23 protein-coding genes are annotated in these 21532 nt (G+C 61.9%); 13 read left to right on the top strand and 10 right to left on the bottom strand.

Annotated features, from left to right (window positions below):
- Nucleotides 1-5: 5 nt before the first annotated feature.
- From coaBC to G3256_RS02120, 3 genes are all read right to left on the bottom strand, one after another.
- Complete coding sequence (coaBC, locus tag G3256_RS02130; RefSeq protein ID WP_206040779.1) at nucleotides 6-1211, bottom strand: bifunctional phosphopantothenoylcysteine decarboxylase/phosphopantothenate--cysteine ligase CoaBC; 1206 nt, start codon at nucleotides 1209-1211, stop codon at nucleotides 6-8.
- A 91-nt stretch (nucleotides 1212-1302) separates the two neighbouring features.
- Nucleotides 1303-2112, bottom strand: a complete 810-nt coding sequence (locus G3256_RS02125) for a ChaN family lipoprotein (RefSeq protein WP_169639270.1) — start codon at nucleotides 2110-2112, stop codon at nucleotides 1303-1305.
- Nucleotides 2109-2987, bottom strand: a complete 879-nt coding sequence (locus G3256_RS02120; RefSeq protein WP_169639269.1) for an RNA polymerase factor sigma-32 — start codon at nucleotides 2985-2987, stop codon at nucleotides 2109-2111. The genes G3256_RS02125 and G3256_RS02120 overlap by 4 nt, the downstream gene beginning before the upstream one ends.
- A gap of 97 nt (nucleotides 2988-3084) precedes the next feature.
- On the opposite strand from G3256_RS02120, the gene cobU reads away from it, so the two are divergent.
- The 4 genes from cobU to G3256_RS02100 all read left to right on the top strand — a co-directional run bounded on the left by cobU (nucleotide 3085) and on the right by G3256_RS02100 (nucleotide 6513).
- The gene (gene cobU, locus G3256_RS02115; protein WP_169639268.1) at nucleotides 3085-3606 is read left to right on the top strand and encodes a bifunctional adenosylcobinamide kinase/adenosylcobinamide-phosphate guanylyltransferase; all 522 of its coding nucleotides are present in this window, start codon (nucleotides 3085-3087) and stop codon (nucleotides 3604-3606) included.
- A complete protein-coding gene (locus tag G3256_RS02110) occupies nucleotides 3603-4184 on the top strand; it encodes a histidine phosphatase family protein (RefSeq protein ID WP_169639267.1) in 582 nt (193 codons plus the stop codon). Before cobU ends, G3256_RS02110 begins: the two co-directional genes overlap by 4 nt.
- A 59-nt stretch (nucleotides 4185-4243) precedes the next feature.
- Nucleotides 4244-4924 (top strand): glutathione S-transferase, encoded by a 681-nt coding sequence (locus G3256_RS02105; RefSeq protein WP_169639266.1) that lies wholly within the window; start codon nucleotides 4244-4246, stop codon nucleotides 4922-4924.
- Between the two features lie 74 nt (nucleotides 4925-4998).
- Nucleotides 4999-6513, top strand: coding sequence for a YifB family Mg chelatase-like AAA ATPase (locus tag G3256_RS02100; protein WP_169639265.1), 1515 nt, complete (start codon nucleotides 4999-5001; stop codon nucleotides 6511-6513).
- 6 nt (nucleotides 6514-6519) lie between these two features.
- On the opposite strand, the gene gshB is transcribed toward G3256_RS02100, so the two are convergent.
- The 3 genes from gshB to rsmI all read right to left on the bottom strand — a co-directional run bounded on the left by gshB (nucleotide 6520) and on the right by rsmI (nucleotide 8774).
- Nucleotides 6520-7455, bottom strand: a complete 936-nt coding sequence (gene gshB / locus G3256_RS02095) for a glutathione synthase (RefSeq protein WP_169639264.1) — start codon at nucleotides 7453-7455, stop codon at nucleotides 6520-6522.
- Between the two features lie 76 nt (nucleotides 7456-7531).
- Nucleotides 7532-7915, bottom strand: a complete 384-nt coding sequence (locus G3256_RS02090; protein ID WP_169639263.1) for a YraN family protein — start codon at nucleotides 7913-7915, stop codon at nucleotides 7532-7534.
- 1 nt (nucleotide 7916) lies between these two features.
- Nucleotides 7917-8774: a 16S rRNA (cytidine(1402)-2'-O)-methyltransferase gene (gene rsmI, locus G3256_RS02085; RefSeq protein WP_169639262.1), complete on the bottom strand. Its 858-nt coding sequence runs from the start codon at nucleotides 8772-8774 to the stop codon at nucleotides 7917-7919.
- 75 nt (nucleotides 8775-8849) lie between these two features.
- On the opposite strand from rsmI, the gene G3256_RS02080 reads away from it, so the two are divergent.
- The 3 genes from G3256_RS02080 to murJ are packed head-to-tail and all read left to right on the top strand — an operon-like array spanning nucleotide 8850 to nucleotide 14372.
- Nucleotides 8850-10031, top strand: coding sequence for a penicillin-binding protein activator (locus G3256_RS02080; RefSeq protein WP_169639261.1), 1182 nt, complete (start codon nucleotides 8850-8852; stop codon nucleotides 10029-10031).
- Nucleotides 10032-10041: 10 nt separating this feature from the next.
- A complete protein-coding gene (locus G3256_RS02075) occupies nucleotides 10042-12834 on the top strand; it encodes a [protein-PII] uridylyltransferase (protein WP_169639260.1) in 2793 nt (930 codons plus the stop codon).
- Nucleotides 12831-14372, top strand: a complete 1542-nt coding sequence (gene murJ, locus G3256_RS02070) for a murein biosynthesis integral membrane protein MurJ (RefSeq protein WP_169639259.1) — start codon at nucleotides 12831-12833, stop codon at nucleotides 14370-14372. Before G3256_RS02075 ends, murJ begins: the two co-directional genes overlap by 4 nt.
- Here murJ and G3256_RS02065 read toward each other — a convergent pair whose 3' ends face one another.
- On the bottom strand, nucleotides 14373-15059 hold the full coding sequence (locus G3256_RS02065) for a rhomboid family intramembrane serine protease (protein WP_169639258.1): 687 nt from the start codon (nucleotides 15057-15059) through the stop codon (nucleotides 14373-14375). It abuts the gene before it with no gap.
- An 82-nt stretch (nucleotides 15060-15141) separates the two neighbouring features.
- Between G3256_RS02065 and trpS the strand changes: the two genes are divergently transcribed.
- The 5 genes from trpS to G3256_RS02040 all read left to right on the top strand — a co-directional run bounded on the left by trpS (nucleotide 15142) and on the right by G3256_RS02040 (nucleotide 19234).
- Nucleotides 15142-16158: a tryptophan--tRNA ligase gene (gene trpS / locus G3256_RS02060; RefSeq protein ID WP_169639257.1), complete on the top strand. Its 1017-nt coding sequence runs from the start codon at nucleotides 15142-15144 to the stop codon at nucleotides 16156-16158.
- A 119-nt stretch (nucleotides 16159-16277) separates the two neighbouring features.
- The gene (locus tag G3256_RS02055; protein ID WP_169639256.1) at nucleotides 16278-16754 is read left to right on the top strand and encodes a VOC family protein; all 477 of its coding nucleotides are present in this window, start codon (nucleotides 16278-16280) and stop codon (nucleotides 16752-16754) included.
- A 62-nt stretch (nucleotides 16755-16816) separates the two neighbouring features.
- A complete protein-coding gene (locus tag G3256_RS02050; RefSeq protein ID WP_169639255.1) occupies nucleotides 16817-17917 on the top strand; it encodes a class II histone deacetylase in 1101 nt (366 codons plus the stop codon).
- A gap of 16 nt (nucleotides 17918-17933) precedes the next feature.
- A complete protein-coding gene (locus G3256_RS02045) occupies nucleotides 17934-18512 on the top strand; it encodes a nitroreductase family protein (RefSeq protein WP_169639254.1) in 579 nt (192 codons plus the stop codon).
- The gene (locus G3256_RS02040) at nucleotides 18509-19234 is read left to right on the top strand and encodes an EI24 domain-containing protein (RefSeq protein ID WP_169639253.1); all 726 of its coding nucleotides are present in this window, start codon (nucleotides 18509-18511) and stop codon (nucleotides 19232-19234) included. Before G3256_RS02045 ends, G3256_RS02040 begins: the two co-directional genes overlap by 4 nt.
- On the opposite strand, the gene G3256_RS02035 is transcribed toward G3256_RS02040, so the two are convergent.
- Entirely contained in the window at nucleotides 19164-19460 is a 297-nt protein-coding gene (locus G3256_RS02035; protein WP_169639252.1) for a DUF1467 family protein, read from the bottom strand. The two genes, G3256_RS02040 and G3256_RS02035, sit on opposite strands and share 71 nt — an antisense overlap.
- A gap of 18 nt (nucleotides 19461-19478) precedes the next feature.
- Nucleotides 19479-19883: a methylmalonyl-CoA epimerase gene (mce, locus tag G3256_RS02030; protein ID WP_169639251.1), complete on the bottom strand. Its 405-nt coding sequence runs from the start codon at nucleotides 19881-19883 to the stop codon at nucleotides 19479-19481.
- Nucleotides 19884-20042: 159 nt separating this feature from the next.
- Between mce and G3256_RS02025 the strand changes: the two genes are divergently transcribed.
- Nucleotides 20043-20762, top strand: coding sequence for a response regulator (locus G3256_RS02025; RefSeq protein ID WP_169639250.1), 720 nt, complete (start codon nucleotides 20043-20045; stop codon nucleotides 20760-20762).
- Between the two features lie 9 nt (nucleotides 20763-20771).
- Here the strand turns inward: G3256_RS02025 and G3256_RS02020 are convergent, their stop codons facing one another.
- Nucleotides 20772-21488 carry a GNAT family N-acetyltransferase gene (locus G3256_RS02020; RefSeq protein WP_169639249.1) on the bottom strand — a complete coding sequence of 239 codons (717 nt, stop codon included), beginning with the start codon at nucleotides 21486-21488 and terminating at the stop codon, nucleotides 20772-20774.
- Nucleotides 21489-21532 lie beyond the last annotated feature (44 nt).

Here is a 21532-nt window from a genome sequence, read left to right as displayed (position 1 = left end):
AGTTCTTAGTTCTGCACCGCGCCGAGAGCATCGGCAATACGCCGCGCTAGACGCTGCGCCACATCGTCCTTCGTCATGCGCGGCCATGTATCGGCGCCTGTCGCGTCGATCAGCACGACCGCGTTTTCTGTGCCGCCCATAATGCCCGAACCCGGGGACACATCATTGGCCAGAATCCAGTCACAGCCCTTGCGGTCCCGTTTGGCCGTCGCGTTATCAATGACGTCGTCGGTCTCCGCAGCAAACCCGACGACCAGCCCGGGCCGGTTGTCCCCGAGCCCCGAGACATGTCGGAGGATGTCAGGGTTTTCAGCAAAAGCCAGAACCGGCAACCCGTCTTTTGATTTCTTCAGCTTGCGTGTGCTGGCTTCGGCCATGCGCCAGTCGGCGACGGCTGCGGCAAAAATCGCGGCATCGGCAGGCAGGGCCGAGATCACAGCGTCATGCATTTCCTGCGCTGTCTGCACTTCGAGCACATGCGCACCCGGCGGGCGCGGAGCATCAGCCGGGCCGGTCACAAATGTGACCTGCGCGCCGAGCGAGATCAGTGCCCGTGCAATGGCACTTCCCTGCGCGCCGGAGGACCGGTTCGCGATATAACGCACCGGATCAATGGGCTCATGGGTGGGCCCGGAGGTCACGAGGATATGGCGCCCTGACAGCGGACCGCCGCTCAGCGCAGCTTCGATGGCGGCTACAATCTCCAGCGGTTCTGACATCCGACCCGGCCCGTATTCTCCGCAGGCCATATCACCCGAGGCAGGACCCACAACCGACACCCCGTCAGCACGCAGTTGTTCCAGGTTGCGCTGTGTCGCCGGATGCTCCCACATGCGCACATTCATCGCAGGCGCGATCATCACCGGCGTATCGGTCGCCAGCAACAGCGTGCCGGCAAGGTCACCGGCAAGCCCCTGTACCATCTGTGCCATCAGATTGGCGGTGGCCGGGGCCACAACAATCAGATCAGCCACCCGGCTCAGCTGAATATGACCCATCTCCGCTTCATCGGTCAGATCGAAAAGATCGCGATAACACTTTTGCCCGGCCAGCGCCGACACGGCGAGCGGTGTGACGAACTGCTCTGCCGCTGTCGTCAGCACCGGTGTCACGGTGGCGCCCCTTTCCCGCAACCGCCGGATCAGATCGAGCGATTTATAGGCCGCAATTCCGCCGCTGATGATCAGCAGAATATGTTTACCTGTCAGCATGATAGCGCTCTTATACCGGATATTTTGCCCGGATAATAGGATGGGCGGCCCCGGACCACCAGCCCGGATTACTGCGACATCCCGGCCGGTTTCAGCGAAACGCCTCGCAGGGATCACCCCGGTCAACCGGTTCGGCGTCCGCAACCTGGTCAAAATCGCCTCCGGGCGGGTCGCCGTTTTCTCCCTGACCCAGCGCAAAAACGGCCAGATCGGGTGCTGCGCGTCTCAGAAGCGCAGGCGCGCCCCAGTCGGTACGGGCATGACCATTCCCGGTGATCACAACCACCGGGCCGCCCCTCTCGCGGAATGCATCCAGCGCCCGTGCCGCCAGTGTGGCATCCCGCAGCCGCTGTACATTGACCATGCCGGGCAGCATATCTTCGGGAAGCGCGTCACAGTGGGCTGAGGCCTGCAGCGCTTCGCGGGCGGTCTGTTCGGCTTCGCTGAGCGGTTCATGGAGGCCGAATGCCGCCGAAATCGCCGGGTCCCCGGCCGTGCCCGGATCCTGCCGGACCGCCGCCTGCAGCGCCTCGCGCGGCACTGCCGCACCGACGATCCGCGCCTCCGGCGCCGCTTCGAAAATCGGGTAATACATCGAAAAATCGGGCCAGCCGGATGCTTCCCACCCAAGCGTTTCGCCCAGGGCCTGCGGATCACTGCGGTTCTCAGGCGTCACGCGTGCGGCCTGTTCCGCAGTCAGCATCTCGAAAACCAGTGTCTCAGGAGCGATCTGCGCCACCCAGCCTGCCTGACGCGCGTGATGTTCCGGATTGTCGTGCAGCTCGCCCAGAAACACGATGTCCGCCGATCGGGGCGCAGGCGACGGGGCATGCTGCGCAAAAAGCGCCGCCGGAATGGCAGCGCTCAGTGTAAAGATCAGACCGGCAAAACGGTGTGTCACGCGAGGAAATGCAGCACTTCCCGGGACTGGTTCTCCAGAGACTTGCGCATCTTGCCAAAGGCCGCGGCCTCAAGCTGGCGCACACGCTCTTTGCTGAGGCTCAGCTCCTGTCCGAGGCTCTCGAGTGTGCGGGGCGCTTCGCGTAGTTTGCGTTCACGCACGATAAAGCGCTCGCGCTCATTCAGATCATTCATCGCATGCAACAACCACTCGCGCAGCTGTTCCGTGTCATGCGCATGCTCGACCGTTTCCGAGGCCTGCGCGCTGTCGTCTTCCAGCGCGTCGATCCATTCGCGACCCTCGTCCTCGGTCGACTGCGTGGCATTCAGAGAATAATCAGAGCCCGACAGGCGCCCTTCCATCATCTCAACGTCATGCAGCGGCACCCCGATTTCAGTCGAGATCATCTGGCGCAGCTGGTGCCGGTCAAGCGTCTCGCCCGCGGCAGCGCTCTCACGCTCAAGCCGGGCCTGAACACGCCGCATGTTGAAAAAGAGTGATTTCTGGGAGGATGTGGATCCGGTTCGAACCATCGACCAGTTGCGCATCACGTAATCCTGAATGGAGGCTTTAATCCACCAGACGGCATATGTCGAAAACCGCACACCCCGGTCAGGGTCAAACTTGTCGGCAGCCTTCATCAGACCAAGACCCGCTTCCTGAATCAGGTCATTCATCGGAGCGCCGTAGCGTTTGAATTTGGACGCCATTGAAATAGCGAGCCGCATGTAAGCCGTAATCAGGCGGTGAAGCGATTGCTCGCAGCGCTCGTCACGCCATGCATATGCCAGCCTGAGTTCAGTTTCTGCGTCCAGAAGCTCAGCTTTCATTGCAATGCGTGAAAGCGACATATCTCTTGCAGTATCCAGTGCCATAGCGACATCTCCCAGTCAGATGAAGCACACCTTGCCGTGCACATTTGATATAGTTACGCACCGTACACCGGATTGGTTCACCGCAAAGGTTCATAAAATGTTGCCAAAGCTGACGTTCGTTCTAGGTGGAGCCGCTTCCGGAAAATCTGTCTGGGCTGAAAACTATTTATTAAGCAGTCGTTTAGACCCTGTTTACCTGGCGACGTCGAGAGCTTTTGACGATGAAATTAAATCCCGGATTAAAGTGCATCAATCTCGCAGAAGTGATCAGTGGCGCACGCTCGAGCATGAGACAGACCTTGGCCCGGGCCTGCAGACCGTCGCGGAATCAGAAGCTGTCCTGATTGATTGTGCAACCATGTGGCTGACAAATCATTTGATGGATGACAGCGATACCAGTCGCGCCCGGTCCGGCCTGTTGTCGGATATTGCGGCGTGTCGCGGACCGGTCGTGGTGGTGTCAAATGAAGTAGGACACGGGATTGTGCCCGAAAACGCACTGGCCCGTCATTTTCGCGACCTTCAGGGGCGGCTGAACATCGCGCTGGCCGAACAGGCGGACGTGGTCGTGCTTGTGACAGCCGGGTTGCCGCAGGTGCTCAAAGGACAGCTGCCATGACCACCTGGCACTGGGTCCGGCACGGGCCGACAAATGAAAAGGCCTTTGTCGGATGGCGCGACGTGCCGGCGGATCTGTCTGATACAGCACAGATCAGCCGGCTGCGGCAGGCGCTGCCCGGACAGGCGCTGGTCATCTCTTCGGATCTCCTGCGTGCTTCGGCCACAGCAGATGTGATCACAGGCCCGGGTCACCAGCGGCTCGATCACCACCCCGATCTGCGGGAGATGCACTTCGGCGTCTGGGACGGCATGCACTTTGACGCAGTGGCCGCGCGCGACCCTGTCCTCAGCCGCGCGTTCTGGGAAGAGCCGGGTGATGTCCGCGCCCCGGATGGCGAAAGCTGGAACATGACCGCGCAAAGGGTCAGCGCCGTCGTGCAGCAGATGAATGTCGCGCACCCCGGCGCCGATATCATCGCTGTGGCGCACTTCGGTGTGATTTTGACGCAGATACAGCAGGCACTGCAGGTGCCGCCTTATGACGCGCTGGCCCACCGGATCGATAATCTGTCGGTCACAACAATCTCCTGGGACGGAGATGCAGGCAAAGTGCACCGGATCAATCACCTTTCGTGATGCCCCGCGTCACATAACGGCGTTTTACCCGCTCCCGGCAGTCGCATAGCGTCACGAATATGACATATGATCTTTATATCGGCGATCGCACCTTTTCGAGCTGGTCGCTGCGCGGCTGGCTGATGCTGGAAAAATCCGGGCAACCGTTCCGGACCCATATGGTGGGGCTTTACTCCGGAACGATGGCCGCGGAACTGGCTGGTCTGACCCCTGCCAGGCTGGTGCCGGTTGTAAGAACGCCCCAGGGCGAGGTAATTGGTGAAACCCTCGCCATCGCTGAGACGCTCGCCGAACGACACCCGGAAGCGCACCTCTGGCCCGAAGATCCTGCCCTGAGAATACGCGCACGCTGGCTTTGTGCCGCAATGGCATCGGGGTTTACGGCCCTGCGCGCAGCCTGCCCGATGCAGCTGCAGCACGTGAACGAGGGTTTTGAAGCATCTGATGCGGTAAAATCCGATCTTGCGCGGATCGAAGAACTCTGGTCCTGGGCGCAATGCAGCCCGGGCCGTGACGGGCCGTGGCTGCTGGGCCGTTACAGCCTCGCGGACATCTTTTATGCACCCGTCGCCGCCCGGATTACGGGCTATGACCTCAATGTATCGCAGGCGGCCGCCGAATACTGCCGGCAGGCGATCCGCGAGCCGTCGTTTCTTGCCTGGCGAACCGAAGGCCTCCGGCACACCTATAACCCCTTTCCCTATCCTGCCGGCTGTCCGACCACCCCCTGGCCTGTATGATCCGGTAAAAGCGTTAAGGTTTCAGTAAGGCTGCTGCGGCTACCGTTAACCATGATATCCGGTTGCGGGGGCCCATGATCACACTCACCCATTCCGTCGCTTTCCGCGGCACAGAAGCCTGCCTTGTCGAAGTCCAGTGTTCGCTGACCCCGGGCCTTCCGGGGTTCAGCATCGTAGGCCTGCCGGACAAAGCCGTCTCCGAGGCGCGCGACCGGATCCGGTCGGCCCTCGCAGGAATGGCCATCGCCTTTCCCTCGAAAAAAGTCACGATCAATCTCAGCCCTGCCGATCTGCCTAAGGAAGGCAGTCATTTCGACCTGCCGATCGCAATAGCACTGCTCTCTGCACTCGAAATCATCCCGTCGGATATGGCGCGCGGGATGGTCTCACTAGGTGAGATGTCGCTCGATGGCACGCTGGTCCCTGTCACCGGCAGCCTGCCTGCGGCTGTAACGGCAGCGGCCGAAGACCTTGAACTCATCTGCCCCGCGGCCTGCGGGCGCGAGGCCGCCTGGGTCAGCGGCGCCCGCGTCACCGCCGCGCACTCCCTGAGCGACGTGATCCGCCATGCGTCCGGACAAACCCCCATCGCCCCCTCAGAGCCTGGCGAAGTCTCCCGGACCCCGTCTTTTCACGACATGCGGGACGTCAAAGGCCAGGAACGGGCAAAACGCGCACTCGAGATCGCCGCGGCAGGGCGCCACAACCTGCTGCTTGTCGGCCCGCCAGGTACCGGGAAATCGATGCTCGCGCGGCGGCTGGCCGGTATTCTGCCCGCGCTCACCGCCCGCGAGGCGCTTGAAACCTCAATGATCCATTCGGTGGCCGGGCTGCTCGATGAAGGTGGCATTTCCCGCAACCGGCCCTTTCGCGATCCGCATCATACCTCCTCGGCGGCTGCGGTGATCGGCGGAGGTCGGTTGGCGCGCCCGGGCGAGGTTTCGCTGGCGCATAACGGTGTCCTGTTCATGGATGAACTGCCGGAATTCCCGCGCAATATCCTCGAAAGCCTCCGGCAGCCGCTGGAAACCGGCGAGGTCATGATCGCCCGCGCCCAGGCCCATGTGAAATACCCCTGCCGCTTTATGCTGGTCGCAGCGGCCAACCCCTGCCGGTGCGGATACATGACCGACCCTGCGCGCGCCTGCGCCAAAGTGCCGGTCTGCGGAGACGACTATCTTGGACGTATCTCCGGACCTCTGATGGACCGCTTTGATCTGCGCGTCGATGTCCCGCCTGTTGCGTGCTCCGACCTCGATCTGCCGGCGGCCGGGGACACGTCCGAAGACGTGGCTCAGCGGGTCACAGCCGCCCATGCTCTGCAGGCCGGGCGCTACGCAGAGCACCCCGACATGTGGTCAAATGCCGATGCGGCCGGCAGCATGCTCGACGAAATCGCAAGCCCCGACAGCGAAGGGCGCGAACTGCTGGTCAGGGTGGCGGATAAACTGGGGCTGTCGGCGCGCGGGTATCACCGGGTCATGCGCGTGGCACGCACCATTGCTGACCTCGAAGGCTCCGCTACTGTCCGTTATCCTCACCTGGCCGAAGCTGTGGGGCTGCGACTTGCCCGGCCCGTTGCCACATGAACGGTCTCAGGCGCGCCGCGCCTCTATCGCCTCCCAGATTTTGCCGGCGATGTTGACACCGTCAAACCGTTCCAGCTCCTGGATCCCGGTCGGCGACGTCACATTGATCTCAGTGAGGTAATCGCCGATTACGTCGATGCCGACGAAAATCTGGCCTTTCTCGCGCAGCAGCGGGCCGATGACGGCGCAGATTTCCAGGTCGCGCTCGGTCAGGCCGACTTTCTCCGGACGCCCGCCCACATGCATATTGGACCGCGTCTCACCGGCTGCCGGGACGCGGTTGATTGCGCCCACGGGCTCACCATCCACAAGAATCACCCGTTTGTCGCCTTTTGAGACTGCTGGCAGAAATTTCTGGACGATCAGCGGCTCGCGCGAGAACCCGGTGAAAAGTTCATGCAACGAAGTAAGGTTGCGGTCATTTTCATCGAGGCGGAACACCCCGGCACCCCCGTTGCCGTAAAGCGGTTTCAGAATGATATCGCCGTGCTTTTCCTTGAACGCTTTGATTGTGGAAAGATCACGGGCGATTGTCGTCGGCGGGGTCAGCGCCGGGAAATCCAGCACCAGCAGTTTCTCCGGATAATTCCGGACCCAGAACGGATCATTCACCACCAGCGTATCAGGCGCCAGACGGTCCAGCAGGTGAGTTGACGTAATGTAGTGCATGTCAAAGGGCGGGTCCTGACGCAGCCAGACCACATCGAATGTGCTCAGATCAGCTTCGCGCTCCGGGCCGAGGTCTGCGTGCTCGCCCTGTTTGCGTCGCACGGTCATATCGTGACCACGGGCGGTGATGCGCCCTTCCTGATATGCGAGGTGGTCCGGCGTATAGAAAAAGAGCTCATGCCCGCGGGCCTGAGCTTCTTCCGCCAGCCGGAAGGAGCTGTCGGCATCGATATTCACATCCCCGACGGGATCCATCTGAAAGGCAACTTTCATAATCACTCCTGCGCTGTCGGCCTCTTGATGGACCAGAGGCGACGCAGGTGCAATGGCCGCATGAGGCCTTGTGCCTTCAGGCGTTATGCAAAGCGCCCGGCAGGATACTGACCGCACCGGTCGCATCCACAAGGGCCGCATCAAAGCGCACAGGTGTCAGCTGTCCGGCAGGCTCACCGGCGATAAACCCGGATGCTGCGGCAAAAATTCGTGCGATCTGTGTGGCGCTGATCCGGCGGGCGGCGGCTTCAAATGTCCGGCTTTTCTTCACTTCCACAAAGACGAGCGTCTCCCCTTCCCGAAGGACCAGATCAATCTCGCCGCCCGCGCCACGCCAGCGTTTGTGCGCAACTGCCGCTCCGCGCGCCTCATAGGCCCGTGCCACGCAGTCCTCCGCCGCAAGCCCGGCGTGATAGTTCAGCCGTCCCGTATCCCCGGCAGGGCTCTTTGTCTGCGGCATGTCATTCCTTCGTCAGTTCAAGCGCCATCTGATAGACTTTGCGCCGCGGCGTCTTGTGCGCCTGCGCCACCATATCCACCGCATCCCGCATCGACATTTTTTCCAGCGCGGCGGTCAGGTCCTCTTTTATATCCGAAGTGCTAATATCTGCCGAACGCGCCCGGTCGATCAGCACAACGATCTCGCCTTTCGGGCGCCTGTCCGCCCAGGCGCCGGCAAGTTCCTGCAGGCTGCCACGCCGGACTTCCTCGAATTTTTTCGTCAGCTCACGGCAAACGGCGGCCTCACGCGCCCCGCCCAGAACCTCGGCGCAGTCGCCGAGCATCGCCACCAGCCGCTTGGGCGATTCGTAAAACGCAAGCGTGCCGGGGATATCCCGCAGCCCTTCAAGGGTGGCCCGCCGCGCCGCTTTCGCGTTCGGCAGAAACCCGGCAAAGAAAAACGCATCCGTCGGCAGCCCGGCCAGCGCAAGCGCCGTCAGAACCGCAGAGGGGCCCGGCGCCGAGGTCACCATCAGCCCGTTTTCGCGCGCCGCACGGGCAAGCTCAAATCCGGGGTCTGCAATGAGCGGCATGCCCGCCTCAGACGCATAAACAACCGATTGTCCGCTGCCGACGGCCTCGAGCACCCGGCGGATGACCCCGTCGCCGCTGTGATCATGCAGCGCAATAAGCGGTCGCCCGCCCAGAGGCACTTCGTGGATGTCCATCAGGTGACGCAGGCTCCGCGTATCCTCGGCAACCAGCATATCTGCTGAGGCAAGCACATCCAGCGCCCTGAGCGTAATGTCGCGCGCGGTTCCGATCGGCACACCGACAAACCACAGTCCGGCCGCCAGTGGCACATTTTGGAAATTCAAAGCTGGACCCGCCTTTCGTGACGTCTATGATTGCGGCCAGATCTGCGCGACTGCGCAAAGACCGGAGTATCTCTTATGTTTGCCGTTTTCCCCGCTACCCGCAAGTTGCTGACCCTGACGCTGATGGCGTTTACCGGACTGGTCCTTGCGGCCTGTAACACGGTCACCGGCACCGGATTGAACACCGGTGCCCCGATCAATACCTCCGATCCGGTGCCCGTCGCGCTTCTCGTTCCGGCCGGATCCGGCAATGTGACCAACGACATCCTCGCAACAAGCCTTGAAAATGCGGCACGTCTGGCAATGCGGGACCTGAATGGCGCAACGATAGATCTGCGCGTTTATTCCACTGCAGGCCAGCCTGCCACTGCCGCAGCCAGCGCCCGGCAGGCGGTGGATGAGGGCGCGAAAATCATTCTCGGTCCGGTCTTTGCCTCCTCTGCAGCCGCCGTGAGCGTCGAGGTCGCACGGGATAACGTGAATGTCCTGTCGTTCTCCAACAATGCCGCCATCGCCGGCGGCAACCTCTTTGTGCTTGGACCGACCTTCCAGAATACAGCCGACCGGATGGTCAGCTATGCGATGTCGCAGGGCAAAAGCACCATGGTTATCGTGCATGGCACCGATGTGGCCGGCAGCCAGGGCCGCGATGCAATCCAGCGTGCAGCAACGCGTCAGGGGGCAGGCGTTGTCGGCACCGTGAGCTATGCGCTGTCCCAGCAGGACGTGATTGCCGCAATCCCGCGCATCAAATCTGCTGTGGAAAGCTCCGCTGCCGATGCGATTTTCATGACCAGCGACACAGCCTCGGCGCTGCCGCTGCTGACGCAGCTGCTGCCTGAGACCGGTATTTCCCCGGACGTCACGCAGTTTATGGGCCTCACGCGCTGGGATATCCCGCCGCAGACCATGAGCCTGCCCGGCGTGCAGGGCGGCTGGTTCGCTGTTCCCGATCCCGGTGCTGCCTCACGCTACAGCGGGCAGTATCAGGCCGCTTATGCCACGGCACCACACCCGATCGGCGGGCTTGCCTTTGACGGGATCGCCGCCATCGGCGCACTGATCAGCCAGGGCGACAGCGGCGCGCTGACCCGCGGGTCGCTGACGCAATCCGCCGGTTTCCGGGGGGCCAGCGGTGTGTTCCGGCTTCTGCCCGACGGCACCAATCAACGCGGTCTCGCTGTTGCAACGATCCGCAACGCACAGCTCAGCATCCTGAGCCCGGCACCTACAAGCTTTGGCCGCGCAGGGTTTTAGGGCAACCTGAATGACCCTCTCTGAACAGCAGGCCAGCGATGTCGGACCCGACAGCCTGATCTGCCCGCCCGACGTGATCTTTGACAGCGTGCAGGTCGATGATCTGCTGCGCGGCGCCCGCGAAACCGGTCAGCCGGCGCAGGAAACACGCGATGCGATGGTCGCCCTGCTGCGCAGGTTGCAGAAAGAGGGGCGCGCGGCAATTGAAACCGCGTTCCGCGAAAAGCCGTTCGAGGCCCGGCCGATGACCCGGGCCTATACCTGGCTTACCGATCAGCTTGTGTGCGCAACCCTGCGTGTCGCGACAGATGTTCTGCATCACAAACCCAATCCGACCTCCGGAGAGCATTTGTCCGTCATTGCGGTCGGTGGCTACGGACGTGGAGAAATGGCCCCTTTCTCGGATGTCGATCTGCTCTTTCTGACGCCCTATAAAATGACCCCCTGGGCGGAGAGCGTGATCGAAAGCATGCTCTACATGCTCTGGGATCTGAAGCTCAAAGTCGGACACGCCAGCCGCACGGTCAAAGAATGCATCCGTCTCGGTTCCGATGATTTCACCATCCGGACGGCGCTGCTGGAAAACCGCTATCTGGCGGGTGACATGGCACTGGCGCGTACACTCTCTGAACGGCTGCGCAAGGATCTTTTTGCCGGTTCCGGGCGTGAATTCGTTGAGGCAAAGCTCGCGGAACGCGAGACACGACACAACAAATACGGCCAGCGCTATGTGGTCGAACCCAATGTCAAAGAAGGCAAGGGCGGGTTGCGCGATCTGCAGTCGCTCTTCTGGATCGCGAAATACGTGCATGACGTGAACGATCCCGCCGATCTTGTGGATCTGGGCGTTTTCCGGCCCGAAGAATACCAGGACTTTGTTGCCGCGGGCGACTTTCTCTGGGCCGTACGCGGGCATCTGCACCTGCTGAGCGGACGGCCAACCGAACAGCTTACCTTTGATATGCAGGCATCCGTGGCCGAGGCCATGGGATATGAAGACACCGAAGGACGGCGTGGTGTCGAGATATTCATGCAGGAGTACTTTCTGCACGCTACCGAGGTTGGCGACCTGACCCGCATCTTCCTGACCAAGATGGAAGCCGATCACGTCAAAGCCGACCCGCTTCTTGAGCGCATCTTCCGCCGCAAGCGTAAGGTGCGCGACGGCTATGTGGTGGTGCACAACCGGCTGGCGCTGGAAGACGACGAAGCGTTTCTGTCCGATAAACTTAACCTTCTGCGCCTGTTTGAGGAGGCCCTGCGCACCGGCATGCTGATCCATCCCGATGCTATGCGCACCATCAAGGCCAATCTCGACCTGATCGACGACGGGATGCGCAACGACCCCGAGGCGCAGCGCATCTTCTTTGACCTGCTGCTGAAACACGGCAACCCGGAACGCGCGCTGCGGCGGATGAACGAACTTGGCGTGCTGGCGGCGTTTATCCCCGAGTTCGAGCCTGTTATCGCAATGATGCAGTTCAATATGTACCACTCCTACACCGTGGACGAACACATTATTCAGTGCATCCGGACGCTGAGCAAAATTGAACGTGGCAAGCTGACCGAGGACCTGCCGGTTGTATCTTCCATCCTCAAAGGCGGCGTGAACCGCAAAGTCCTTTATACCGCCCTGCTGCTGCACGACATCGCCAAAGGCCGACCCGAGGATCACTCCATTCTGGGCGCTCAGATGGCGCGCAAAATCGCGCCGCGTATGGGGCTGAACAAGGCTGATTCTGAAACTGTGGAATGGTTGGTGCGTTATCACCTGCTGATGTCTGATATGGCGCAGAAACGCGATATCGCAGACCCGCGCACCGTGCGCGAATTTGCCAAAGCGGTGCAGACTGTCAAACGTCTCGATCTTCTGTGTGTCCTGACGGTCTGTGACATCCGCGGCGTGGGCCCCAACACCTGGAACAACTGGAAAGCCGTGCTGATCCGCGCGCTCTACCGCCAGACAAAGCGGGCGCTTGAAACCGGTCTGGAGGATCTCAACCGCGAGAACCGAGGGGCCGAAGCCAAGCGCGCTCTGCGCGAGGCGCTCAGCGACTGGCCGCGCAGGGACCTGCAGACCGAGACTGCCCGGCATTATGAGCCCTACTGGCAGGGCCTGCACGTCACGGCGCATGTCACCTTTGCTGAAATGCTCCGTGATATCGGCAGGCCCGAGATCGGCGAGGGCGAAATTCTGATCGACCTGCACCCTGATGAGGACCGTGACGCCACGCGCGCGTGCTTCGTGATGGAAGATCATCCGGGCATCTTTACCCGCCTCGCCGGTGCACTGGCTCTGGTCGGGGCGAACGTGGTCGACGCGCGCAGTTATACCACCAAGGACGGGTATGTAACCGATGCATACTGGATCCAGGATGCCGACCGGAACCCCTATGACGCGGCCCGACTGCCCCGTCTGCGTCGGATGATTGAACGTACGCTGAATGGAGAAGTGGTCGCCCGTGAAGCATTCAAAGACCGCGACAGGGTCAAAAAGCGCGAGCGCGCCTTCCGGGTGCCGACGCACATCACTTTTGATAATGAAGGCTCGGAAATCTACACGATCATCGAGGTCGACACACGCGACCGGCCCGGCCTGCTCTATGATCTGGCGCGCACGCTGGCGGCCTCAAACGTCTATATCGCCAATGCGGTGATCGCGACCTACGGCGAACAGGTGGTCGATACTTTCTACGTCAAGGATATGTTCGGGCTGAAATACCACTCCGAAAGCAAACAGCGCAGCCTTGAAAAGCGCCTGCGCGCCGCCATCGACGAGGGCGTTGAAAGGGCAAAGACTTGAAACCCATCCGCCTGATGTCGGGTTTTTTCACGGTCGGCGGATGGACACTGATGAGCCGGGTGCTGGGCTTTGTGCGCGACGCGATGATCCTGGCGTTTCTGGGCACCGGGCCACTTTATCAGGCTTATGTGGTCGCGTTCCGGCTGCCCAATATGTTCCGTCGCTTCTTTGCCGAGGGCGCTTTTAACATGGCCTTTGTGCCAATGTTCTCCAAGCGCCTCGAAGGGGACGAGAATCCTGAAGGCTTTGCTTCTGAGGCCTTTGCCGGGCTGGCCAGCATCCTGATTGTGCTGACGCTGCTGGCGATGGCTTTCATGCCCTGGCTGATCTATGCGCTGGCGTCGGGATTTGCCGGGCAGGAACAGTTCGGCCTATCGGTCGAGTTCGGGCGCATCGCCTTCCCCTATATCCTCTTTATCTCACTGGCAGCGCTTCTTTCGGGCATGCTGAACGCGTCAGGGCGTTTCGCGGCAGCAGCTGCCGCTCCGGTGCTGCTCAACTTTCTGCTGATCGGCGCGATGGGGGCGGCCTCCTGGGTCGGGGGCGATGTGGCTCGGGCGCTGATCTGGGCGATCCCGGTGGCCGGCGTGGCGCAGATGGCCCTGCTCTGGGTCGCCGTCAGGCGCGCGGGCTTTACGATTCGCATCAAACGGCCGCGCCTGACACCGGACATGCGCCGCCTGATACGTGTGGCCGTACCGGCTGCGATGGCGGGTGGCGTGGTGCAGATCAACCTGCTTGTCGGCCAGCAGGTCGCCAGCTACTTCGACAAGGCTGTGGGCTGGCTCTTTGCCGCCGACCGGCTCTATCAGATGCCGCTTGGCGTCGTGGGCATCGCTGTGGGTGTGGTGCTTTTGCCGGACCTGTCGCGTCGCCTGAAAGCGCGCGATGACACAGGAGCCCGCAACGCACTCAGCCGGGCTGCCGAGATCTCGCTGGCGCTCACGATCCCCTCCGCCGTGGCTCTGGTGATTATCCCGCTGCCGCTGGTCTCGGTGCTGTTTGAGCGCGGCGCAGCCACTGCCGATGATACGGCCGCCATTGCACTGGCTGTCGCAATCTACGGGCTGGGCCTGCCCGCCTTCGTGCTGCAGAAAATCCTGCAACCGCTGTTTTTTGCGCGCGAAGACACGCGGCGGCCGTTTCACTATGCGCTCGTCTCCATGATCGTGAACGCCGGTCTGGCCATTGGTCTCGCTCCTGTCATCGGCTGGATCGCGCCGGCAATTGCCACGACCCTCGCAGCCTGGGTCATGGTCGCTCTGCTGCGCACCGGCACGCGCTCTTTCGGCGAGGTCGCGACCTTTGACACGCGCCTGCGACGACGCATCTGGCGCATGGTTCTGGCCTCGGCGATCATGGGGTTTGTGCTCTGGATCACGACCGCCATGCTTAATCCGTTTCTGGGGATCCCGTGGTGGCGCGGTCTGGCGCTGGCTGTGCTTGTCGGCACCGGAGCGCTGGCATACGGCCTCGCGGGTCAGGCTCTTGGTGCGTTCCGCATGGCCGAGCTCAAAGCGGCATTCCGCCGAAGCTGATCACTCCCGGCGAAGCGCCCGGATAAGCCGGGTCATGCCACCGGGCACCAGCAGCGCCGAGGCGACGAATCCGAAAACAAACCCGGCCAGATCAGCCACCCATTGGGTGGTCGGACCGAAAAAGACACCAAAGATCAGCTGCAGCCCCATCAGCATCGCAATCAGACTGAACGCGCGCAGCTGCTGGTCTCCCATCGCCCCGAGACGAACCCACATCACGAAGGAATACCCGCCGATGAGTCCGTAAACCGCCGGAAAGCCCCCGAGCAGCCATTCCGGATCATTGAGAAGCAGCGCATAAACCAGCGCGCCGAACACGCTGCCTCCGAGAAAAAGCACCAGCACCGCGATCTGCCCCAGGGTCTCGCCCACCATCTTGCCGAGCGCCAGGGTCAGGACGGCCGCAAAAAGCGTGGCCGTGAAGCCGGGATGCACAAAGCTGTAGGTGACAAAGCGGATCATCTCGCCGGGGATCCAGCGCCCGTTGAGCATCATCCAGTCAAAGAGATCTCCCGAAAAACCATAGCGCTCAGCCGCCGCAAGCCGCCAGCCGATGGCCTCAGGCCCGCCAATGAGCCCCTGCGCGCCGAGCATGAACGCAAGCTCCGGCAGGATCAGCGCCGCAAAGAGCACAGTCACGACCGGTGGCAACGGGTTAAAGGGCGGTGCTTCGCGGTGATCTTCCATGCTTCAGGGGTTCCTTGACGATGCTGTGCCCCATGGGTAAGGCAGGCGCGACCCTATTGCCAGCCGGGAACGGAGCCCTGCGATGACAACCCCGACTTTCACCCCGCGCGTCTTTTCCGGCATCCAGCCTTCGGGCGGCCTGACGCTGGGCAATTACCTTGGTGCAATCAAGCGTTTCGTGCAGATGCAGGAAGAAGACTTTGAGACCATCTACTGCATGGTCGATCTGCACGCGATCACGGTCTGGCAGGACCCGGCCGATCTGCGCAGGAACACCCGCGAACTGGCGGCAGGTTTCATCGCCTCCGGCATCAGCCCCGAAAAATCCATCCTGATCAACCAGAGCCAGGTGCCGGAACATGCGCAGCTCGGCTGGGTCTTTTCCTGCGTCGCCCGCGTGGGCTGGATGCAGCGCATGACGCAGTTCAAGGACAAGGCGGGTAAGAACACGCAGAACGTGTCGCTGGGGCTTTTTGGCTACCCCGCGCTGATGGCGGCGGACATTCTGGTCTATCACGCCACGCATGTGCCCGTGGGCGAGGATCAGAAACAGCATCTTGAACTCACACGCGACATCGCGCTGAAGTTCAACCACGACTACGGGGTGGATTTCTTCCCGATCACTGAGCCGGTGATCGAGGGGGCCGCAACCCGCGTGATGAGCCTGCGCGACGGGTCCAGAAAGATGTCCAAATCCGACCCGTCGGATGCCAGCCGGATCAATATGACCGACGACGCCGATGCGATTGCGAAAAAGATCCGCAAAGCTAAAACCGACCCGGATGCTCTGCCCTCGGAGGCTGCAGGTCTTAAGGACCGGCCGGAAGCGCGCAATCTGGTGAATATCTATGCCGCCCTGAGCGAACAGTCAGTGGATCAGGTGCTCAGGGAGGTCGGCGGCCAGCAGTTCGGCGCATTCAAACCGATGCTTGCGGATCTGGCGGTCTCAAAGCTGTCGCCCATCTCGGGTGAGATGGCGCGCCTGATGAACGACCCTGCCGAGATCGACAGGGTCCTCGCCCGCGGCGCAGAACAGGCGCGTGAAATCACGGCACCGATCCTGAAAAAGACCTATGAGATCATCGGGATGGTGGGCTGAGCGCAGTATTTCCGGCTCACCGCCCAACGCGATGCACAGATGTTGCGCGCTCCTGCCTCTGGCGGTGAGCGCACAGCCTCCCTTAAAGTGATGGCACAGGGTCAATAGGAGCTTACGTTATGCAGAGCACAGCACATCCCTCTGTCGGACACGTTCATCTTAAAGTCGCCGATCTTGAACGGGCGATCGTCTTTTATCGCGATGTTCTCGGCTTTGAACTCACGGCGCGATACGGGCGGGACGCCGCTTTTCTGGGTGCGGGCGGGTACCACCATCACATCGGCCTGAACACCTGGCACTCCAAAGGCGGCACGCCTCCCGGCGAAACCCACACCGGCCTTTATCACAGCGCGTTTCTTTATCCGGATCGTGCAGCACTGGCGGCCGTGATCCGCCGCGTGCTCGATGCGGGCTACACCCTCGACGGGGCCGCTGATCACGGCGTGAGCGAGGCTGTGTACCTGCGCGACCCGGACGGCAACGGTGTCGAGCTTTACTGCGACCGCGCGCCCGAAGACTGGCCGCGCAACACAGATGGCAGCCTTGCGATGGTCAATGACCGGCTGGATGTGGATGCGCTGATCGCTGACGCCTGAGCGATGGACAATCACCCGTGCGCGGTCCAGTTTCACCATGCGCAGCAGTGAGAGACATCGACATGACCACAGGGTTTTTCTGGGACGAGACCTGCTTCTGGCACGCCGGTGGCAATTATGCCTTCACGGTGCCTGTGGGCGGGCTGGTACAGCCCATGGCCGCCGGCGGACTGCCGGAAAACCCCGAAACCAAACGCCGGCTGAAGAACCTGCTGCAGGTCACGGGTCTCACGGGCGAGCTTGATGTACGCGGTGCGCCCGCCGCCACCCGTGAAGAGCTCCTGCGCGTGCATCCGGCACGCTATCTCGACCGGTTCAAAGCCCTCTCCGACGCCGGCGGCGGCGAGATCACCAGAGCCGCTCCTTTTGCCGCCGGCGGATATGAGATCGCAGCACAAAGCGCAGGTCTCGCCGTCGCCGCCGTCGAAGCGGTCATGAGCGGTGCTGTCACCAACGCCTATGCGCTCTCGCGCCCGCCGGGGCATCACTGCCTGCCCGATCATCCGAACGGCTTCTGTCTGATGGCCAATATCGCCATTGCAATCGAGGCGGCGCAGGCAAAAGGCACAGCAGAGCGCGTTGTCGTGCTGGACTGGGATGTGCACCACGGCAACGGTACCGAAGCGATTTACTACGAGCGCGATGACGTTCTCACCATTTCCGTGCACCAGGAGGGTAACTTTCCGCTGGATACAGGTGCGGTAGAGGACCGGGGCGCTGGCACAGGTAAGGGCTTCAACGTCAACCTGCCCCTTCCTGCGGGCGCTGGCCACACCGCCTATCTGCACGCGATGGATACTGTGATCCTGCCGCAGATCGCAGCCTTTCAGCCTGATCTGATCATCGTTGCCTGCGGCTTCGATGCCGCAGCGATTGATCCTCTTGCGCGAATGCTCGCCACGGCTGACACCTTCCGCGAGATGACCCTGCGCATCAAAGCCGCCGCTGAAACCCATTGTGACGGGCGGCTTGTTCTGGTGCATGAGGGCGGTTATTCGGAGTTCTATGTGCCCTTCTGCGGTCACGCCACAATCGCCGCACTTTGCGGCAGCAGCATCACCGCCCCCGACCCGATTGCAAAAAACCTTGCCATTCGCCAGCCCGGACCGCGTTTTGATGCTTTTCTCCGGGCCGAGATTGATTATCTCGCGGGTAAGCTCTGAATGAAGGAGGCATCTGATGCCCGCTCCCAACCCTGCCGCATCTGAATTTCTGCAGACACGTCGGTCGCGTCCGGCGAAAACCCTCCAACCGCCGGTGCCGGACGCCGATGCGCTGCGCCCGCTGCTGGTGGCAGCCGCGCGCACGCCTGATCATGGCAAGCTGGAGCCCTGGCGGTTCATCGTAATCGAAAAAACCGCGATGGCGCGCCTGTCTCAGGTTGCAGCCGACCGCGGGACAGCACTCGGTCTGGATGCCGAACAGATCAGCAAGGGGCGCAGCCAGTTTGATCAGGGGCACCTTGCCGTCGCCGTGATCGAGGTGCAGAAACCCTCGCCGAAGATTCCGGCGCTTGAGCAGACCTATTCTGCCGGCGCCGTCTGTCTTGCGCTGCTCAACGCGGCTCTTGCCGCAGGCTGGGGCGCCAACTGGCTTTCGGGCTGGCCCAGCCATGATCGCGGGTTCATGGAGCAGGCGCTTGGCCTATCCCCCGCCGAACGCATCGCGGGCTTCATCCACATCGGCACCGAAACGGCCATCCCGCCCGAACGGCCCAGACCGGACCCCGACGCCATTACAAGCTGGGTTTCCTTATGATCCTCGCGTCTTTCTTTGCAGCGCTCGGTCAGCTGACCGATCCGCGGTTTCGCGGCGTCCTGCTCACCGGCGTCGGCCTGACACTTGCATTGCTGATCGCCTTTTCCGTGGCCTTTGTCTGGTTCATCGGCTGGGCGGTAGGCGATGCGGTCACCCTGCCCTTTATCGGCGAGGTTACCTGGGTCAACGACATCGCCAGCTGGGGCGGCGCACTGGTCGTGATCGTGCTTTCGACTTTCCTGATGGTGCCCGTAGCCTCAGGTGTCACCTCAATGTTTCTCGACCAGGTGGCGCAGGCCGTCGAGGATGAACATTACCCGCAGCTCGGGCCCGCCCTGCCCGTGCCGTTTTACGATGCACTGAAGGACAGTATCGGATTTCTGGCTGTTCTCATTGGCGCGAACCTGCTGGCCCTTGTCCTTTACATCATGTTCGCGCCGTTTGCCCCGCTGATCTTCTGGGGGCTGAACGGGTTCCTGCTCGGCCGGGAATATTTCACACTTGCCGCGATGCGCCGGATCGGCCGCAAAGAGGCAAAAGCGCTCAGGTCGCGTTACACTCTCCGCGTCTGGATGGCCGGCATTCTGATGGCCATCCCGCTGTCAGTGCCGGTCCTGAACCTGCTCATTCCGATCGTCGGGGCCGCGACCTTTACCCATCTGTTTCACCGGCTGGCGCCACAGGGGCCATATGACCGGACCAGTCCAGATCACGCACGCTGATCACGCCCGAGAGGATAATGCCCGAGATGATCGCCCAGAGCACGAGGCTGATTACCGTCGTCCAGCGGGCCTTGCTGCCAAGGTTATGAACCTCGGGTGCACCGGCATGTGTGCCCGGCACGATGTCACCCAGATCACCCTGAGTTTTTACCCGGATCGGCAGCACGATCAGAAAAGTCATCGACCAGATGACCGCAAAAAGCACGAGTGCGGATGTAATACCCATAACGTAATCCTTTCCGGCTCAGACCTGCTCAAGTTCGACGAGGCAGCCGTTGAAATCTTTGGGATGCAAAAAGAGGACCGGCTTGCCATGCGCGCCGGTTTTCGGCTCGCCGGTGCCCAGAACCCTCGCACCGCTCTGCACCAGATGATCACGCGCGGCGAGGATGTCTTCGACCTCATAGCAGACGTGATGGATGCCACCTGAGGGGTTTTTGTCGAGAAACCCCTGAATGGGACTCTCCTCACCCAGCGGATACAGCAGCTCGATCTTGGTGTTGGGCAGCTCGATAAACACCACCGTGACGCCATGATCGGGTTCATCCTGCGGGGCACCGACACTGGCGCCGAGGGCGGTCCTGTACTGCTCTGACGCTGCCTCAAGATCAGGCACTGCGATCGCAACGTGATTAAGCCGGCCAATCATATCTGTCTCCCACCGATCATTCGGGTTCTGTATGCGCCGGGCGCGGCAGAGCTGCAAGTGACGTGCCGCCGCAGGGAGTTCTGAGGCGGTGATTAACCGGCTGTTAGCCTTCAATTGCCATGGTGAGTCGGGTAGCGAGTCACCCCACTGGAGGCGGACATGGACAAAACTGACCCTTTCGCGCCGACGATCCCGGCCCCGACGGCAATGCGCCCTCTGCTCGGACTGACGGTTCTTGTGATCGAAGATTCCCGTTTCGCCTGTGAGGCCATGCGGCTTTTGTGTCTGCGCAGCGGCGCCCGTATCCGACGCGCTGACAGCCTGCGTTCGGCACGCCGCCATCTGCAGGTCTATCGTCCCTCCGTCGTGATTATTGATATCGGGCTGCCCGATGGCAACGGCATGGACCTGATCCGCGAGCTGACCTCATGTGACCCGCGTGTGGATGTGGTCCTTGGCACCTCCGGTGATCCGGATGGCGAAGCACAGGCGATGTCAGCCGGCGCAGACGGGTTCCTTGCGAAACCGATCACGTCTCTGGCGCTTTTTCAGCAGGAAGTACTCTCTAACCTGCCCCAGGACCGGCAACCGACCGGCCTGCGCGAACTGCCCGATGACAGTATCAGCCCCGATCCTATGGCGTTTCAGGATGACATGGAACATATCGCCGGCGTGCTCGATGACCAGTCAGACGGCACAACGCTGGACTATGTGGCACAGTTTCTCGGTGGTGTGGCCCGGTCGGCCCATGATGTCGGGCTGGAGAAAGCAGCCGCAGCCCTTGCCGCAAAGCGGGCCAGCGGTCTGCCGGCTGTTCAGGAAGCAACTGATCTTTCAGGGCTGATCCGCCAGCGGCTCACGCAAAAACTGGCGATCTGACACACTTTATCAGCTGAACACCGGATCCTCAGCGGCCAGCACCGGTGCCGTAAAAGCCCCGAGAGGCTGTCGCTGGGCCCCCTTGTCATCGAAATTCGACGGGGCCAGCCAGGCAGAAAATGCCGTTTGCAGCCGCGGCCATTCGCTGTCGATAGCGGCAAACCAGGCAGTGTCGCGATTGCGCTCTTTGATGACGGCGGCCTGCCGGAACACCCCTTCATAGCTCAGTCCGAGACGCTGTGCGGCCCGGCGTGACGGGATGTTCAGCGCATTGCACTTCCACTCATACCGCCGATAACCGGCCTCAAACGCCCACTGCATCATCAGAAACATCGCCTCGGTCGCGGCGGGCGTCTGCTGAAGCGCGGGGCTGAGACAGATGTGCCCCACCTCAATGGATCCTGCGCCGGGATTAATCCGGAGATAGCTCGCAACACCTTCAGCGCGCCCGGTTGCCAGGTTCCGGATGGCATAGAACAGGTGCGCGTCATCCGCCACCGTCTCACCGATCCACTGCGCATAAGCCTGCTGACCGGCAAACGGGCCGTAGGGCATATAATCCCACAGCCGGTCGTGGCCTTTCATCTCATCGAAGAGCTCCGCTGCATGCGCATCCGCATTGAGCGCCTCAAGTCGGACACGCGCTCCGGTCAGGGTGTCACCTGCAGGTCGCGGCGGTGGCGACCAGCCGGGCACCGGCGCACCAAGGGCAGGCGCTTTCGTCATGCGCCTGCGACCACGTCACAGCACTGGCTGATGCCCTGCATCAC

Origin of the sequence: Roseobacter ponti (genome assembly GCF_012932215.1) — a bacterium.
In the GTDB taxonomy this organism is placed as follows: Bacteria; Pseudomonadota; Alphaproteobacteria; order Rhodobacterales; family Rhodobacteraceae; genus Roseobacter; species Roseobacter ponti.
Note: the sequence above shows the minus strand (reverse complement) of the source record. Positions and strands in the feature narration are given on the sequence as shown.